This window comes from Polynucleobacter sp. MWH-Spelu-300-X4, from assembly GCF_018687515.1.
Classification (GTDB): Bacteria; Pseudomonadota; Gammaproteobacteria; order Burkholderiales; family Burkholderiaceae; genus Polynucleobacter.
The window spans coordinates 21,387-37,591 of sequence record NZ_CP061294.1 but is presented as its reverse complement, the minus strand read 5'-3'; the positions used below and the strand labels follow the sequence as shown (position 1 = coordinate 37,591).

General features: G+C 42.8%; 13 protein-coding genes, 3 tRNA genes, 1 rRNA gene and 1 riboswitch. Of the genes, 8 read left to right on the top strand and 9 right to left on the bottom strand.

Annotated features, from left to right (window positions below):
- Positions 1–9: 9 nt before the first annotated feature.
- The 3 genes from ICV01_RS00190 to ICV01_RS00180 form a co-directional block, all read right to left on the bottom strand.
- Positions 10–85, bottom strand: a tRNA-Ala gene (locus ICV01_RS00190).
- Positions 86–121: 36 nt separating this feature from the next.
- A tRNA-Ile gene (locus tag ICV01_RS00185) sits at positions 122–198 on the bottom strand.
- Between the two features lie 62 nt (positions 199–260).
- Positions 261–1,793, bottom strand: a 16S ribosomal RNA gene (locus ICV01_RS00180).
- Positions 1,794–2,216: 423 nt separating this feature from the next.
- Between ICV01_RS00180 and ICV01_RS00175 the strand changes: the two genes are divergently transcribed.
- On the top strand, positions 2,217–2,849 hold the full coding sequence (locus ICV01_RS00175) for a GNAT family N-acetyltransferase (protein WP_215287677.1): 633 nt from the start codon (positions 2,217–2,219) through the stop codon (positions 2,847–2,849).
- A 60-nt stretch (positions 2,850–2,909) separates the two neighbouring features.
- Here the strand turns inward: ICV01_RS00175 and ICV01_RS00170 are convergent, their stop codons facing one another.
- Together ICV01_RS00170 and ICV01_RS00165 are read right to left on the bottom strand one after the other, a co-directional pair.
- Entirely contained in the window at positions 2,910–3,530 is a 621-nt protein-coding gene (locus ICV01_RS00170) for a BON domain-containing protein (protein WP_215287676.1), read from the bottom strand.
- Between the two features lie 12 nt (positions 3,531–3,542).
- Positions 3,543–4,145, bottom strand: a complete 603-nt coding sequence (locus ICV01_RS00165) for a phosphoheptose isomerase (protein WP_215287674.1) — start codon at positions 4,143–4,145, stop codon at positions 3,543–3,545.
- Positions 4,146–4,269: 124 nt separating this feature from the next.
- Here ICV01_RS00165 and rsmI point away from each other — a divergent pair, with 124 nt between their 5' ends.
- A complete protein-coding gene (gene rsmI / locus ICV01_RS00160) occupies positions 4,270–5,157 on the top strand; it encodes a 16S rRNA (cytidine(1402)-2'-O)-methyltransferase (protein ID WP_215287673.1) in 888 nt (295 codons plus the stop codon).
- A gap of 41 nt (positions 5,158–5,198) precedes the next feature.
- On the opposite strand, the gene ICV01_RS00155 is transcribed toward rsmI, so the two are convergent.
- The gene (locus tag ICV01_RS00155; RefSeq protein WP_215287672.1) at positions 5,199–5,726 is read right to left on the bottom strand and encodes a cytochrome c5 family protein; all 528 of its coding nucleotides are present in this window, start codon (positions 5,724–5,726) and stop codon (positions 5,199–5,201) included.
- 76 nt (positions 5,727–5,802) lie between these two features.
- Between ICV01_RS00155 and ICV01_RS00150 the strand changes: the two genes are divergently transcribed.
- The 3 genes from ICV01_RS00150 to ICV01_RS00140 all read left to right on the top strand — a co-directional run bounded on the left by ICV01_RS00150 (position 5,803) and on the right by ICV01_RS00140 (position 7,340).
- Positions 5,803–5,877: transfer RNA gene (locus tag ICV01_RS00150), tRNA-Arg, on the top strand.
- Positions 5,878–5,970: 93 nt separating this feature from the next.
- Positions 5,971–7,077, top strand: coding sequence for a fatty acid desaturase (locus ICV01_RS00145; protein WP_215287671.1), 1,107 nt, complete (start codon positions 5,971–5,973; stop codon positions 7,075–7,077).
- A gap of 80 nt (positions 7,078–7,157) precedes the next feature.
- Positions 7,158–7,340: a hypothetical protein gene (locus ICV01_RS00140; protein WP_215287670.1), complete on the top strand. Its 183-nt coding sequence runs from the start codon at positions 7,158–7,160 to the stop codon at positions 7,338–7,340.
- Here the strand turns inward: ICV01_RS00140 and ICV01_RS00135 are convergent.
- Together ICV01_RS00135 and ICV01_RS00130 are read right to left on the bottom strand one after the other, a co-directional pair.
- A complete protein-coding gene (locus ICV01_RS00135) occupies positions 7,337–7,981 on the bottom strand; it encodes an MBL fold metallo-hydrolase (RefSeq protein ID WP_215287669.1) in 645 nt (214 codons plus the stop codon). The two genes, ICV01_RS00140 and ICV01_RS00135, sit on opposite strands and share 4 nt — an antisense overlap.
- Before the next feature lie 29 nt (positions 7,982–8,010).
- Positions 8,011–9,213: an ammonium transporter gene (locus ICV01_RS00130; protein WP_215287668.1), complete on the bottom strand. Its 1,203-nt coding sequence runs from the start codon at positions 9,211–9,213 to the stop codon at positions 8,011–8,013.
- Between the two features lie 132 nt (positions 9,214–9,345).
- Positions 9,346–9,430: riboswitch (glycine riboswitch) on the top strand.
- Between the two features lie 118 nt (positions 9,431–9,548).
- Between ICV01_RS00130 and gcvT the strand changes: the two genes are divergently transcribed.
- Genes gcvT through gcvP form a run of 3 tightly spaced genes read left to right on the top strand, consistent with a single transcriptional unit; the run spans position 9,549 to position 13,967 of the window.
- Positions 9,549–10,676: a glycine cleavage system aminomethyltransferase GcvT gene (gene gcvT / locus ICV01_RS00125; RefSeq protein ID WP_215287667.1), complete on the top strand. Its 1,128-nt coding sequence runs from the start codon at positions 9,549–9,551 to the stop codon at positions 10,674–10,676.
- An 18-nt stretch (positions 10,677–10,694) separates the two neighbouring features.
- Positions 10,695–11,075: a glycine cleavage system protein GcvH gene (gene gcvH / locus ICV01_RS00120; RefSeq protein WP_215287666.1), complete on the top strand. Its 381-nt coding sequence runs from the start codon at positions 10,695–10,697 to the stop codon at positions 11,073–11,075.
- A 3-nt stretch (positions 11,076–11,078) separates the two neighbouring features.
- A complete protein-coding gene (gene gcvP, locus ICV01_RS00115) occupies positions 11,079–13,967 on the top strand; it encodes an aminomethyl-transferring glycine dehydrogenase (protein ID WP_215287665.1) in 2,889 nt (962 codons plus the stop codon).
- An 8-nt stretch (positions 13,968–13,975) separates the two neighbouring features.
- On the opposite strand, the gene priA is transcribed toward gcvP, so the two are convergent.
- Positions 13,976–16,075, bottom strand: a complete 2,100-nt coding sequence (gene priA, locus ICV01_RS00110; RefSeq protein WP_215287664.1) for a primosomal protein N' — start codon at positions 16,073–16,075, stop codon at positions 13,976–13,978.
- Positions 16,076–16,205: the final 130 nt, after the last annotated feature.

Sequence of the window (16,205 nt, the reverse complement as noted above, 5' to 3'; positions counted from 1 at the left end):
AAAAGTAAATGGTGGAGGATGACGGGATCGAACCGACGACCCCCTGCTTGCAAAGCAGGTGCTCTCCCAGCTGAGCTAATCCCCCAGCTATAACTTTTATGGCTAGGTTGCTACTGATCTGTGGTGGGTCTGGAAGGACTTGAACCTTCGACCCCCGCCTTATCAAGACGGTGCTCTAACCACCTGAGCTACAGACCCGCGGCATCTCTCTTTATCAACCGATAAGTGTGGGCACTAAAGAATTAACATCTTTTCTCTAGAAAGGAGGTGATCCAGCCGCACCTTCCGATACGGCTACCTTGTTACGACTTCACCCCAGTCATGAACCCTGCCGTGGTCGTCGCCCTCCTTGCGGTTAGGCTAACGGCTTCTGGCAAAACCCACTCCCATGGTGTGACGGGCGGTGTGTACAAGACCCGGGAACGTATTCACCGCGACATTCTGATCCGCGATTACTAGCGATTCCAGCTTCACGTAGTCGAGTTGCAGACTACGATCCGGACTACGATGCATTTTCTGAGATTAGCTCCCCCTCGCGGGTTGGCAACCCTCTGTATGCACCATTGTATGACGTGTGAAGCCCTACCCATAAGGGCCATGAGGACTTGACGTCATCCCCACCTTCCTCCGGTTTGTCACCGGCAGTCTCTCTAGAGTGCTCTTGCGTAGCAACTAGAGACAAGGGTTGCGCTCGTTGCGGGACTTAACCCAACATCTCACGACACGAGCTGACGACAGCCATGCAGCACCTGTGTCCACTTTCCCTTACGGGCACCTAATGTATCTCTACTTCGTTAGTGGCATGTCAAGGGTAGGTAAGGTTTTTCGCGTTGCATCGAATTAATCCACATCATCCACCGCTTGTGCGGGTCCCCGTCAATTCCTTTGAGTTTTAATCTTGCGACCGTACTCCCCAGGCGGCTGACTTCACGCGTTAGCTACGTTACTCAGGAATAAATTCCCGAACAACTAGTCAGCATCGTTTAGGGCGTGGACTACCAGGGTATCTAATCCTGTTTGCTCCCCACGCTTTCGTGCATGAGCGTCAGTGTTATCCCAGGGGGCTGCCTTCGCCATTGGTATTCCTCCACATATCTACGCATTTCACTGCTACACGTGGAATTCTACCCCCCTCTGACACACTCTAGCTATGCAGTCACAAGCGCAATTCCCAGGTTAAGCCCGGGGATTTCACGCCTGTCTTACATAACCGCCTGCGCACGCTTTACGCCCAGTAATTCCGATTAACGCTTGCACCCTACGTATTACCGCGGCTGCTGGCACGTAGTTAGCCGGTGCTTATTCTTCAGGTACCGTCATTCGCAAACTGTATTAGAGCTGCTGTTTCTTCCCTGACAAAAGAGCTTTACAACCCGAAGGCCTTCTTCACTCACGCGGCATTGCTGGATCAGGGTTGCCCCCATTGTCCAAAATTCCCCACTGCTGCCTCCCGTAGGAGTCTGGGCCGTGTCTCAGTCCCAGTGTGGCTGATCGTCCTCTCAGACCAGCTACTGATCGTTGCCTTGGTGAGCCTTTACCTCACCAACTAGCTAATCAGGTATCGGCCGCTCTAATTGCGCAAGGCCTTACGGTCCCCTGCTTTCCCCCTTAGGGATTATGCGGTATTAGCACAGCTTTCGCTGCGTTATCCCCCACAATAAGGTACGTTCCGATATATTACTCACCCGTTCGCCACTCGCCACCAGGTGCAAGCACCCGTGCTGCCGTTCGACTTGCATGTGTAAGGCATGCCGCCAGCGTTCAATCTGAGCCAGGATCAAACTCTTCAGTTTAATTCCTGTGAGGCATTGCTGCCTCGTCGCTCACTCATTCAGAATCGACTCCAGTCTTTTACGACCGGAACCAAATTTACTGTTTTGTGAGTACTGCTTATATCTGTCCCGAAGGACTGGATGTCTTTTCTCAGTACCCACATTTATCGGTTGACTACTTTTTAAAGAAGGCTGATCGTTTTTCGTTTCGAATCGCGTTCAGCGGAGAAACGAGACTTTGCCTGACTTCGAACAACATGTCAACACCTTTTGCAGAAATATTTCATAAATATTCAAAAAAAAATGAATTTAATCCTGAAAATTCAAAATTAATCGAAATAAAACAATAGGTTATATCAAATATAGGGTAAACCCTAAATTTTTCTTACTTTTTCCTGAATTTAGGGATAGAATGGTGTTGTGCAGTGCAACAAAGGGGGTGTTATGTTTAATTTATCTAAGTCTCTTAAGACTCACAGTATCTTGGTACGAGAGCTCCACGCAGGGCATCGCGAGAAGATTCTTGCGCATTTACTTGAGCTTTCAGACGATGACAGAACGCTCCGCTTCGGAATGTATACAAGTGACACAGTCATTGAGCGTTATGTTGCAAGCATTGATTTTTTAAACGATTCTGTTTTTGGCGTATTCGATAGTGATTTGCGCCTGATTGGACTTGCGCACCTAGGCTACCCATTGTTTGGCAATCAAACAAATAAAACCGCCGAATTTGGTGTTTCAGTAAGCAAAGTAGGGCGAGGCAAAGGTATTGGTTCAGCGTTATTTAAACGCGCAGCAACTCACGCTAGAAATACGAATATTGAAATTCTTTATGTTCATTGTTTATCAAGCAACAAAGTAATGATGCACATTGCAAAAAAAGCTGGCATGGATATTGAGTTTTCATACGGTGAAGCCGATGCGTATTTACGTTTAACGCCACCAGATAACGCAAGCATCATGAGTGAAGCTGTGCAAGCTCAAGTTGCTGACATTGATTACGCCATTAAACGTAATTTAAAAAACTCAAAAAGTATTTTTCTGAACATCTGGCCATTTGCAGCATCAACAAAATAAAAAAGCCCACTCTATGTGGGCTTTTTTATTTGAGTAACACGGGCAATTAAACACAGGCAATTATTTTGTTTGCCCATCCAAACGTTTTTTATCTGCCTCAGAAATTACATCAAATATTTTAGTTACCTGTTTTACGCCAGGAACCTGCCTTGCAATCTCTACTGCTTGACTCGCCTCAGCATCCGTAACAATACCCATCAAATAAACCTTACCAGCCTCAGTCACTATCTTCATAGAGTTAGATGGAATATTTTCTTTAGTCATAAAGACTGCCTTAATACGAGTCGTCAAATATGAATCATTGGCACGAGCACTGAACCCACTCAACGGTGCTGGCACTAACTCGTTAAAAACTTCTGTAACGTTTTTCATCGCTTTAACCTTCTGCCCCACCTCATTCTTCAAGGCATCAGTTCTTACTTCCCCAGTCAATAAAACGCGGCGATTAAAAACGCTAACATTCACATGAACATTATCGCCATAGGCTTTAATTAACATGCTCTCAGCCTCTAGCTGAATCCCTCTGTCGATTGCTTGAGTTCCAGAGTTTCTGCGATCAGCAATAACTAAAGCGCCACCGGCCATACCTCCAGCCACCAATGGAAAACATCCCGATAAAGCCGCCGCTAATGTTGCACCACCAATGACACTCAAGGTTGTACGTCTTAAATTTTTATTCATTTGCTAAAAGCCTCAATCAAGTAACAAGTGATCAACACCATCACATAAACAATGCAACAACAACAAATGTGTCTCTTGTATTCGAGCTGTTCTATCAGCAGGAACACACAAATTAATATCGCCTTCTTTTAACAACTTCGCAATCTTTCCACCATCTTTACCGGTAAAGGCAATCACAGACATACCTTTTTCATGAGCGGCATTAATTGCGGCTATAACATTTCCTGAATTACCTGACGTCGATATACCTAACAAAATATCGCCCGACTGACCAAGCGCTTTGACTTGTTTACTAAAAACAACTTCATAGCTGTAGTCATTGGCAATCGCTGTCAAAATAGACGAATCAGTTGTTAAAGCAATAGCTGGAAGCTCTTGCCTCTCACGCTCAAATCGCCCAACCAATTCCGCAGCAAAATGTTGAGCATCAGCAGCAGAGCCACCATTACCACATGCAAGAATTTTTTTACCCTGCGCTAAACAAACGTGCATGGACTGAATGCCACGCACAATTTCTTCAGACAACGCTGTTAATGCTTTTTGTTTTGTAGCAACGCTATCCTCAAAATGCTTTTCTACACGCGCCTCTAATTTTTTCTGAATTTCTGATTTCATAACTGAATTATGCCCCTAAGCTCTATTTAATCCAACGATTAAAAGACTTTCTTAATTGCCTTGATAGCATCTTTAATGCATCATCAACGCAACAAGCCAATTTTGATGCTTTAAGAAAGTTTGCATGGATTTATTTAAATTTGCCGAAGGGCAAAACTTGCCCTCTGGTACTCTTTATGTTGTAGCAACGCCTATTGGTAATTTAGCCGATATCACCATTAGGGCACTGTATGTTTTACAGCAGGTTGATGGCATTGCTTGCGAAGATAAACGCCACAGTAGTAGCCTATTGAACGCATACGGCATCTCCAAGCCATTACTAGCCGTACACGAGCACAATGAAAAATCTTCTAGCGCTCAAATTGTCGAGAAATTAAAGCTTGGTGAGCGTTGGGCATATATTTCAGATGCGGGCACGCCAGCTGTTTCGGATCCCGGTTCTGTTTTAGTTCAAGAAATTAGATCAGCCGGTCTCAAAGTTATACCCATTCCAGGGGCAAGTGCTATTACAACGGCCATTTCAGCGTGCGGCGATTTTTTACAAAAAACTGAGGGCTCCTTTCAATTTTTAGGATTTTTACCGACAAAAGCAGGGCAGAGAACGATTGCTATCGAAGCTGCCTTAGCTGCAACAGTTACCAGTTTTTTTTATGAAGCACCCCACCGAATTCAAACAACCCTCAAAGCATTTCATGATCTTTTAGATGAGGATCGTAGAATTTTTGTAGCAAAAGAACTCACCAAAATTCACGAAAATATTCAAATTATTAGGGCGGGAGATATTCCTAGCTGGATGGCTCAAATTGATTCCTGGCAAGGGGAATATATTGTGGGAATTGAAGGCGTTGGGGCCTCCAATGCGCCATCTAACTTTGATGAGAATACTTTGAAATGGGTTAAAGAGCTTCAATTGCACCTAAGTCACAAAGACTTATCTGAAATAGTCTCAACCGTTTCTGGCATGCCTAAAAAAGACGTATACAAACAACTTTTAGATTTAAAAACGCCATAAAAAAAAGCCCACATTTGTGGGCTTTTTAAAAATTAAAATTTTTATTTCTTTTCTTCAGGGGCCTTCTTAGGCTCTGGAGCTTTAGGCTCAGCAAACTTACCACCAGCGGAACCGGTTAGATAAACAACTGCTCTACCTAATTCATAGTCAGAAATATCATCAGGACTTGTACCTCCGCGTGCAGGCATAGCATTTTTGCCCTTAAGTAGAGAGGTTAGCAGTCCATCGTAGCCACGGCCTAAACGAGAACCCCAAGCACCTGTATCGCCAAACTTAGGGGCACCAGCTGCACCAGTTGCATGACATGATGCACAAGCTGCTTTGTAAACCTCTTCCCCAGTCTTGAAAACTTTAGGGCCAGCAGCATCTTTAAAGTCTAATAAAGCAACTGGCTTAATTAGATTATTGGCTGCTTCGGCAGCTGCCTCAGCGCTAGCACCAGTCTTTTTACCGTTACCCACATACGTCATCAAAAATGCAATAACAATCAAAGGTACAAAAAAACTGGCAAACACCATCACAATTAATTGCTTAGGTGATTTGATTAAATTTCCGTGTTCTTCACTCATTCCTGATTTCCTTTTTATATAGCTAGGCGAGATTATAACGAGGATAATCCTCCTCAGCCTTACAATATTAGTCGTTGCGACCGTAGTTCAATGGATAGAATTAGAGTTTCCGAAGCTCTCGATACAGGTTCGATTCCTGTCGGTCGCACCATGATTTAGCTCAACAAATCCATCGAAACCCCATCAAAAGCACTAAAAACCTTTAAAATGGCGCAACTATGTAATTCTGCCCCAAAAGGTCACCATGTCTTTAAACACAATCGATACAACAATTAGTCAGCCAATTCCAGTCGGAGAACCTATTCCTCATAGAAAGGTTATTCGCACTTGGTTAGCTCCGCTTGCCGAAAGAACAACGATCAAAGCAATTATTTTGCAAATTTTTGATACGGTTATTTTGACTGCGGCGATTGTTGGTACAGTGTATTTTGAGTCTATTTGGATCAAATTATTATTAGCTCTATTTGCTGGTTTCGTCATTGGGCGCATCTTTATTTTGGGTCATGATGCCTGTCACCAGAGTTTTACGCCTCATAGAGGCCTTAACAAATTACTAGGTCGTCTCGCATTTTTACCTTCATTAACCCCATACAGCCTGTGGGAAGTAGGGCATAACGTGGTTCACCATGGTCAAACCAATCTAAAAGGATTCGATTTTGTTTGGGCGCCACTATCTCTAGAGGAGTATCAACAACTACCTACTGGTAAACGTATTCTGGAGCACATTTACAGAAGTGGCCTAGGTCCTGCGGTGTATTACTTCATTGAAATCTGGTGGAACAAGATGTACTTCCCTAACAAGAAAAGCATGCCGGCAACACGACCTGCATTTTTATGGGACAACATCTTGGTTACTGTTTTTGGTATTGTTTGGAATGCTTTACTCGTATGGGCCGCCATTGAAACTAATCAATCAATCGCGCTAACTCTTGTCATGGGTTTCTTGATTCCATTTATTTTTTGGAATGCCATGATCGGTTTCGTAGTTTATGTCCACCATACGCACCCAAGCGTTTCTTGGTATTCAGATAAATCAGAGTGGTTAAAAGCTCAACCCTTCGTATCCACCACAGTTCACCTTATTTTCCCTTTGAAGTGGGGCGCGTGGATGCACCACATCATGGAACATACGGCACACCACGTTGATATGAGTGTTCCTCTTTATAAGCTCAAGCAAGCACAATCAAAACTAGAAGAAATGTTACCTGGCAGAATTATTGTTCAGAAATTTTCTTGGGCTTGGTACTTCCACACAGCAAAACTTTGCAAACTTTACGATACGCAAAAGAAATGCTGGCTAGACTTTAAAGGCAATAAAACAGCGGATTCCATCAAAGTTGTTTTAAGCTAAGTTCTCTAGAAAAACGCCCGTAAGGGCGTTTTTTCAAAAAGCCGTTAAAATACCCAGTTGAATCTTACCGAGAAGTATTTATGGAAACTCCGCCAACCACGCTAGAAAGCAACACCAGAGTGATGAAGTTTTGCTCTTCATGCAGCAGAGAAAAGCCGCTTGAAGGTGGCACATGGATTCCAACAAGCAACCGTAAACAACGCTGGATTTGTGCAAGCTGTCTTTACAACAGAACCCACCGCACAGGCTCTGCTAAAACTTAAGCGCCATCCCCTACGTAGGGGTTTGTTTTTCTTTCTTGTCCAAAAGTAGACGTTGGGCCGTGCCCTGGGACAAACACAATGTCATCCCCCAAAGGAAATAATTTTTCTTTAATGGCGCGAATCAAGTCCGCGTGATTTCCTCGCGGAAAATCTGTTCGCCCAATTGATCCCGCAAACAGTACATCGCCAACCACAGCTAAACTATCGTTGGCACTATAGAAAACCACATGCCCTGGTGTATGCCCTGGACAATGTTTAACATCTAGATGAACATTGCCAACGGTCACCTGATCACCGTCGACCAGCCAACGATTTGGCTCAAAAGACTCAGCTTGAGGAAACCCAAATCTCTGACTTTGCATCGGCAATTGCTCTAACCAAAAGCGCTCAGCCTCATGCGGACCTTCAATAGGAATATTTAACTCTTTTGATAATGCTGGCGCCCCAGCACAATGGTCAATATGGCCATGAGTTAATAGGATTTTTTCTGGGGTGACATTTGCGTTTGATAAAGCCTGAAGAATTCTTGGTAAATCACCGCCAGGGTCAACAATGGCAGCTTTTAAAGTTTCTTCACAAATGAGAATTGAGCAATTTTGCTCAAACGGAGTAACCGGGACCAGTAGAACTTTTAATGTCATGACCCCGATTATCCAAATAAATCAGAAAATTACCAGCTAGACTCTCGATCAGGCGTAGAAGTAATTTTATGAATGCTTAAATCAGCGCCTTCAAACTCTTCTTCTTGGCTTAAACGTAACCCAAAAATAAGTTTTAGAACACCATAAACAACCGTACCTGCAACTGCCGCAATCAAAACGCCGCTTAATGTGCCGATTAGCTGAGCAGTAAAACTAATGCCGCCAATACCTCCGAATGCTTTTTGACCAAATATGCCAGCAGCAATACCGCCTAGGGCGCCACACAAACCATGTAATGGCCACACCCCTAATACATCATCAATTTTCCAACGGTTTTGCACCAAGGTAAACATCACAACAAATAAAGCCCCAGCTGCCCCACCAACGACTAAGGCGCCCATTGGGTGCATTAAATCAGAACCTGCACAAACAGCAACTAATCCTGCTAAAGGGCCGTTATAGCTAAAGCCAGGGTCATTTTTTCCAAGTGCCCAAGCTGTTAATGTCCCACCAACCATCGCCATCAAAGAATTAATGGCAACTAAACCGCTCATCTTGTCCACCGTTTGAGCACTCATCACATTAAAACCAAACCAACCTACCGCCAATATCCAAGCACCTAAAGCTAAAAATGGAATATTTGACGGCGGATGAGCAGAAATACGACCATCTTTTGAATAGCGGCCACGACGCGCGCCTAATAAAAGAATCGCTGGTAAAGCAACCCAACCACCAACAGCATGAACCACTACAGATCCAGCAAAATCATGAAACTCTTCACCTGTTAGGGCTTTAATCCACGCCTGATAGCCTAATTGCTGATTCCAAACCATTCCCTCAAAAAATGGGTATACAAATCCCACCAAAATAAATGTAGCAATTAGCTGAGGGTTAAATTTCGCTCGCTCAGCAATTCCGCCAGAAATAATTGCTGGAATCGCAGCCGCAAAAGTCAATAAAAAGAAGAACTTAACTAATTCATAACCACTTTTTTGAGCCAAGACTTCTGCGCTAGAAAAAAAGTTAATGCCATAGGCAATGCTATAACCAATGAAAAAATAAGCAATTGTTGAAACAGCGAAATCTAATAGAATTTTTACTAACGCATTCACCTGATTTTTCTTGCGTACAGTTCCAAGTTCTAGAAAAGCAAAACCTGCGTGCATAGCAAGCACCATAATGGCTCCAGCCATTATGAAAAGGGCATCTGCGCCAGTTTTAAAATTATCCATAAAGCACCTATCTATAAGAAATAGTTGATATGCGCAAATTATCTAATGGGTTCTTTAATTAAAAACCACTTTTATGCACCAATTTTGTGCAAATAGTCTTTCTTGGTGTTACACATAGGGTTTAGTACAATAGCTACATCGATGGGAGAGTTCGGTTTTACCGACGCCGAAGGCGCAATGCCCATGAACGCTCAGGCAAATGGACCGTCGATATTTACACTCTGGAGAGCTGCATTTAGTTGCACACCGAAGGGGCTAAAAAATTACAAACGGTTTGTAATTTTCAATCTCTCAGGTAACAGGACAGGGGGGCATCAATTCCTTTAGGAGTTTGGATGTCTGTCGCCCCGACAAATTTAAAACGCACTGTTTTATTTGAAACACACGCATCTGCTAAAGCCAAGCTTGTTGATTTTGGTGGTTGGGAAATGCCGGTTAACTATGGCTCTCAAATTGAAGAACATCTTGCAACACGCTCTAGCTGCGGTTTATTCGATGTGTCTCACATGGCAGCTGTCGATGTGATTGGATCAGATGCAAAAGCATTTTTACAAAAAGTTGTAGCTAATGATGTCAATAAACTTAAAAATAATGGTCAAGCTTTATATGGCTGCCTATTAAACGAAGCTGGACATGTTATTGATGATTTAATCGTCTATCGCCTTGATCCAAATTATCGAATCGTTATTAACGCAGGCACAGCTGCCTCTGATCTTATTTGGCTAAATCAACAAGCAGCAGCATTTAAAAATCTTGAGCTAATTCCTAGACGCGCCGATCTACCAAATCAAAAGAATCCTCAAGGCATGATTGCCGTGCAAGGGCCTAAAGCATTAGAAATTATTGCGCGTGCCATTCCAGAACTTTCTAATGCATGCAAAGAATTAGGTGTATTTCATGCGGCGTGTATCAATACAGCCCTTGGTGAAATTATGATTGCGCGCACAGGCTATACCGGTGAGGATGGTGCAGAACTACTTATTCCTGCGGGTAACACAAGTGCTGCATGGGATTTGTTAGTGAGTGCGGGCGCCAAGCCTGCTGGCCTTGGAGCTCGAGATACGCTACGTCTAGAGGCGGGCATGAATTTGTATGGCCAAGACATGAATGATCAAGTTAATCCTTTAGATGCTGGCTTAGGATGGACGATTGATAGAACAACTGATCGAAATTTTATTGGTCGTAAGGCTATGGAGAGCGAAGGTCAAAGGTCAGTTTTCTTAGGATTGATTTTGCAAGACAAGGGTGTACTTCGCGCTCATCAAGTTGTAAAAACCGCTCATGGTGATGGTGAAATCACTAGCGGTACATTTAGTCCATCTTTAGAGAAATCAATTGCATTAGCAAGAATGCCAATGGGAACAAAGATTGGCGATCAAGTAAAAGTAGTTATTCGCGATAAAGAACTGAATGCTGTTGTTGTAAAAGCACCTTTTGTACGCCACGGCAAAGCCTTGGTTTAATTTAATTTAGGAGAACTTATGAACATTCCTCAAAATCTACATTACACAGAATCACATGAGTGGGTTCGCATCGAATCAGATGGAACAATCACTATTGGCATTACCGATCATGCTCAAGAGGCATTGGGTGATATTGTTTTCTTGGAATTACCAGAAGCTGGCAAACAATATGGTGCTGGTGATGCATGTGCCGTTGTTGAATCCGTAAAAGCTGCTAGCGATATTTACGCACCTGTTGCCGGCGAAATTATTGCAGCTAACGATGATGTTACAAGCGCTCCTGAAAAAGTTAATTCTGACGCTTACGGTTCATGGTTATTCAAAATGAAACCTGCTGACATTTCAAAAGTTGAGGCCCTGCTTACTGCGGAAGCTTACGGTAAAAATATTGGCGCATAAATAATGAAAACTTCTCTCACTGCACTTGAAAACCATGATGCTTTTTTAAAGCGTCACATTGGACCTTCATCTCAAGATGAAGTCTCTATGCTTAACTTTTTAGGCTTTAAAAAGAAAAGTGAATTAATTGATTCTGTTATTCCGAGCAAAATTCGACGCAAAGATCAATTACCACTTGGCACTTACTCAAGTGCAAAAAGAGAAGATGAAGCACTTCAGCTGTTAAATACGATTGCCAATAAAAATAAAGTTTTTAAATCTTTTATTGGACAAGGTTATTTCAATAATTTAATCCCAGGGGTTATACAAAGAAATATTCTTGAAAACCCAGCTTGGTACACAGCATATACACCATACCAACCTGAAATTTCTCAGGGCCGTCTTGAGGCGATTGTTAATTTCCAACAAATGCTGATTGACTTAACAGGCATGGATATCGCCAACGCATCGATGTTGGATGAGGGAACCGCTGCAGCAGAGGCCATGACTCTTGCGCTAAGAACTTGCAAATCAAAGTCAAAAGTATTTTTTGTCGGCGATGATGTTTTGCCACAAACTTTATCTGTTATTAAAACTCGCGCCAAACCATTAGATATTGAAGTTCAAGTAGGCCCCATTGAAAATGCATTAACAGTAGATGCGTTTGCTGTACTCATTCAATATCCTGGCGTAAATGGTTCAATTCAAGATAAATCCGTTTATACAAATATTGCTGAAGCGGTTCATGCTCGTGGCGGTCTCGTCATTGCGGCAGCAGATTTATTAGCTTTAACTCTCATCTGTCCACCAGCGGAATGGGGCGCTGATGTAGCTATTGGTAGCGCACAACGCTTTGGCGTGCCATTAGGGTTTGGCGGTCCATCAGCCGGCTATTTGGCGACAAAAGATGAATTAAAGCGCAGCATGCCGGGCAGACTTGTGGGTGTAACAATTGATGCTCAAGGTCAACCAGCCTATCGCCTGGCGCTTCAAACTCGCGAGCAACATATTCGCAGAGAAAAAGCGACGTCTAATATTTGTACTGCTCAAGTTTTATTAGCAGTTATGGCGAGTATGTATGCTGTTTACCATGGTCCAACAGGGCTAAAAAATATTGCATTAAAAACACATCGCCAAACCAGCATTATTGCGTTAGCCTTAAAACAACTAGGCTATGAAATAGCAAATCAGTTTTGGTTTGACACGCTGACCATTAAGACTGACAAAGCTGCAGCCATTCACGAAAAAGCTCGTTCTCTTGGCTGTAACTTAAGAGGGATTGACGCCAATCATGTTGGTATTTCATTTGACGAAACCACCAACCGCGAAGAGCTTAATCTTGTTTGGGAAATTTTTGGTGGTCAGGGCAATTTAGACATTGATAACTTGGATCAACAAGTTGTTAATACAATTCCGAACTCTCTCATCAGAACTTCCACATATTTAACTCATCCAACATTTAATCGTTATCACTCTGAACACGAAATGTTGCGTTATTTGCGAAGTCTTGCTGATAAAGATTTAGCGCTTGATAGGACCATGATTCCACTCGGTTCATGCACGATGAAATTGAATGCAACCAGCGAAATGGTGCCTGTTACTTGGCCAAGCTTTTCACAAATTCATCCGCTCGCTCCAGAAACGCAGTGGGCAGGTTATGCACAATTAATCGAAGACACAGAACGTATGATGTGTGCTGCAACAGGTTACGATGCAGTATCACTTCAACCAAATGCTGGTTCACAGGGTGAATATGCCGGTTTATTAGTTATTCGCGCGTACCATGAGTCAAGAGGAGAGGGGCACAGAAACATTTGCCTTATCCCATCGTCAGCACATGGAACAAACCCAGCTTCCGCACAAATGGCTGGCATGCAAGTAATTGTTGTTAACTGCGATAAAGATGGCAACGTTGACTTAGCAGATTTAAAAAATAAAGCTGAGCTACATTCTAAAAATCTTGCTGCGATCATGATTACCTACCCAAGTACGCACGGCGTATTTGAAGAAGGTGTTCAAGAACTTTGCGAGATCATTCATCAACACGGTGGCCAAGTCTATATTGATGGCGCCAATATGAATGCTTTAGTTGGCACAGCAGCCCCTGGTCATTTTGGCGGCGATGTGAGCCATCTAAATTTACACAAGACATTCTGCATCCCTCATGGTGGTGGTGGCCCAGGCGTTGGCCCTGTAGCGGTTAAAGCACACTTGGCTAAATTCTTGCCATGTTCTTATACTGCGGGAACCGCATCTAAATGGAATGATTTAGATTGGATCAGAATTAGCGCATCACCTTTTGGCTCCGCATCTATTCTGCCAATCTCATGGATGTATGTTGCGATGATGGGATCTAAGGGTCTTGCGGAAGCTACTGAAACTGCGATCCTAGCTGCTAACTATGTAGCTAAAAAATTAGATGTGCATTACCCAGTTTTATACAAAGGTACTAATGGCCTCGTGGCACATGAGTGCATTATTGATTTGCGTCCGCTACAAAAAGATACCGGCATTAGCAATGAAGATGTAGCTAAACGCTTAATGGATTTCGGCTTCCATGCTCCAACTATGAGCTTCCCTGTTCCGGGCACGCTCATGATTGAACCAACTGAAAGCGAATCTAAATTTGAGTTAGATCGTTTTATTGAGGCAATGGTTGCAATTGCCGAAGAAATTAAAAAGGTTGGCTCAGGCATCTTTGATAAAGAAGATAACCCGCTTAAAAATGCTCCTCATACTGCTGAGGCCATTTTGGCCAATGAATGGAATCACAGCTATACGCGCGAAGAGGCTGCCTATCCGGTAGCTCGCTTAAGAAAAGCTAAATATTGGCCGCCTGTTGGACGGGCTGATAACGTGTATGGGGATAGAAACCTATTCTGCACTTGCGCTCCAGTAGCAGACTACGCGTAACAAGCTTCTTAAATCTGAACGGGGTCGCGCTCGATATACCAGCCGACCCCTTTTCTTTTGGTATTTTGATCAATAAGCACAAGTTGCATTATTTCTAAAGCAACTTGCAAATCTTGTCTGGTAGGGCTCTCTATTAATACCTGGGCCCGCTCTTTACCTGCAATGCGCACCATGGCTTTTGGCACAACATCACTCATCGAGACAGTTTCAGGCCAGGAATATCCATGCTTGTCTTGATTTTTTACAACGGCCGCGGCATCTTTTAACATGCCAATGGCTTCGCCTAAAGTTCTATGCTCAGCGTGAATCAGTGCTTGATATGAGAAGGGCGGCAAACCTACTACTTTTCTTTCTTCGCAGGTCTCAACCAAAAAACCATCCACATCATTATTTTTTAGATATTTATATGGCGCGGCGGTTGGGTATCTGGTTTGAATAATCACTTTAGACTGAACACTTCTACCACTTCTGCCAGCTCGGCCAGCAACTTGCATTAACTGTGCAAATAATCTTTCTGATGCGCGATAGTCCTGAGAAAACAAACTAGCATCTGCATCAATAACCCCCACAAGGCCAACAGACTGATAATCGTGTCCTTTTGTAATCATTTGCGTACCCACCACAATATCAACCTGCCCATCATGAACAGCGCCGAACAATTCCTCGGCACTTCCTTTAGTGCGCGTGCTATCGGCATCAATCCGCAGTATTTTCGCGTTAGAAAATACTTCAGCTAAATACTGTTCTATTTTTTGGGTTCCCTGACCAATTGGTAATAAATCAGAATTTCCACAATCTGGGCAGCTTCTAGGAATATATTTAATCAGGCCACAGTGGTGACAACATAAATTGGATCCGCCCCGCGGCAATTTATGCAGCACCATATGCGCAGAACATTTTGTGCAATCAGATAACCATCCACAGGCCTCACAACTTAATACCGGAGAATAGCCTCGACGATTAATAAATATAAGCGTTTGAAGACCTTTATTTAGTGTCGCATTGATAGCATCGGTTAAAGAATCTGAAATTCCGTTATTAATTTTTTTACCAGCTCGACGCTCTTCTTTTAAATCCAATATTTCAATAATTGGTTGAGAAGCTTCTTTTGAACCACGCTCACTCAAAGTTAAACGCTTATATTTACCTTCTACCGCAGCATGCCAACTTTCCAAGCTCGGAGTTGCGGACACCAATAAAACAATAATTTCATTTTTCTTAGCGCGCCATATTGCCAAGTCTCTAGCGGAATATCTAACACCTTCTTGCTGTTTATAAGAAAGGTCATGCTCCTCATCAACCACAATGGCTTTTAAATTTGGAATTGATGCCATGATGGACATACGTGTTCCTAAGATAATTTGCGCCTTGCCAGTATTGGCGGCCATCCATGCATCAGCCCGGGTTCTTTCTGTTAGCCCGCTATGCAATACCGCCAATGTTTTTTCAGGAAATGCCTCTCGCACGCTTTGCTCTAATTGAGGTGTCAGATTTATTTCCGGCACCATAATTAACACTTGGTCTGTAGGATCAACTAAAACCCGAGCCAACCAGTTTAAGTACGTCAGTGTTTTGCCGCTACCGGTAATGCCTTGCAATAAATAAGTCTGAAATTTTTTTTCTGAACTAGCGGCGCTTAAGGTTTCAACAATTTCTTTTTGTTCGTTGTTTAATTGAATTGCCCGCAATTCAACAGCATCTTCATGAGCTTTTTGTTTTGACTGTCTCTTTGGTTTTTCTAGTGTTGCCCATTTATCACTTTTTCTCCATGCAACAGGAATCGAAGAAACAAGAACCTCGCCAATCGATCTTTGATAGTAGGTGGAGGCGAACTCACCCATACTAATCAAATCCTCTGATAAAGAATTAGTTGGCGCAATACTGATAACTTTTTTTAACTTATCTAGTTCGTAAGCAGATTGTTCGCTCACATTAATAACAATGCCGACCACATCTTTTTTCCCAAATGGCACGACAACAAGCCTTCCTCTTTCAGGAAATTGTCCTAATTCTGAAGCATCCCAAAAGTAATCAAATAACTTATTAATGGGGACATCAATCGCAACCTGAACAATTGTTTTTTGATTGTTTTTATGATCAATGCTCATGTTTTACTTTAAGTTTGATGCGAAGTATCTTGGTGGCTAATGATTTTTTATTTATATTTTCTTTGCTGTGGAAAACCTTGTGGATAAGTCTGTGCGTTTATCTGTATTTCTTTAACATCTACAAACTTTA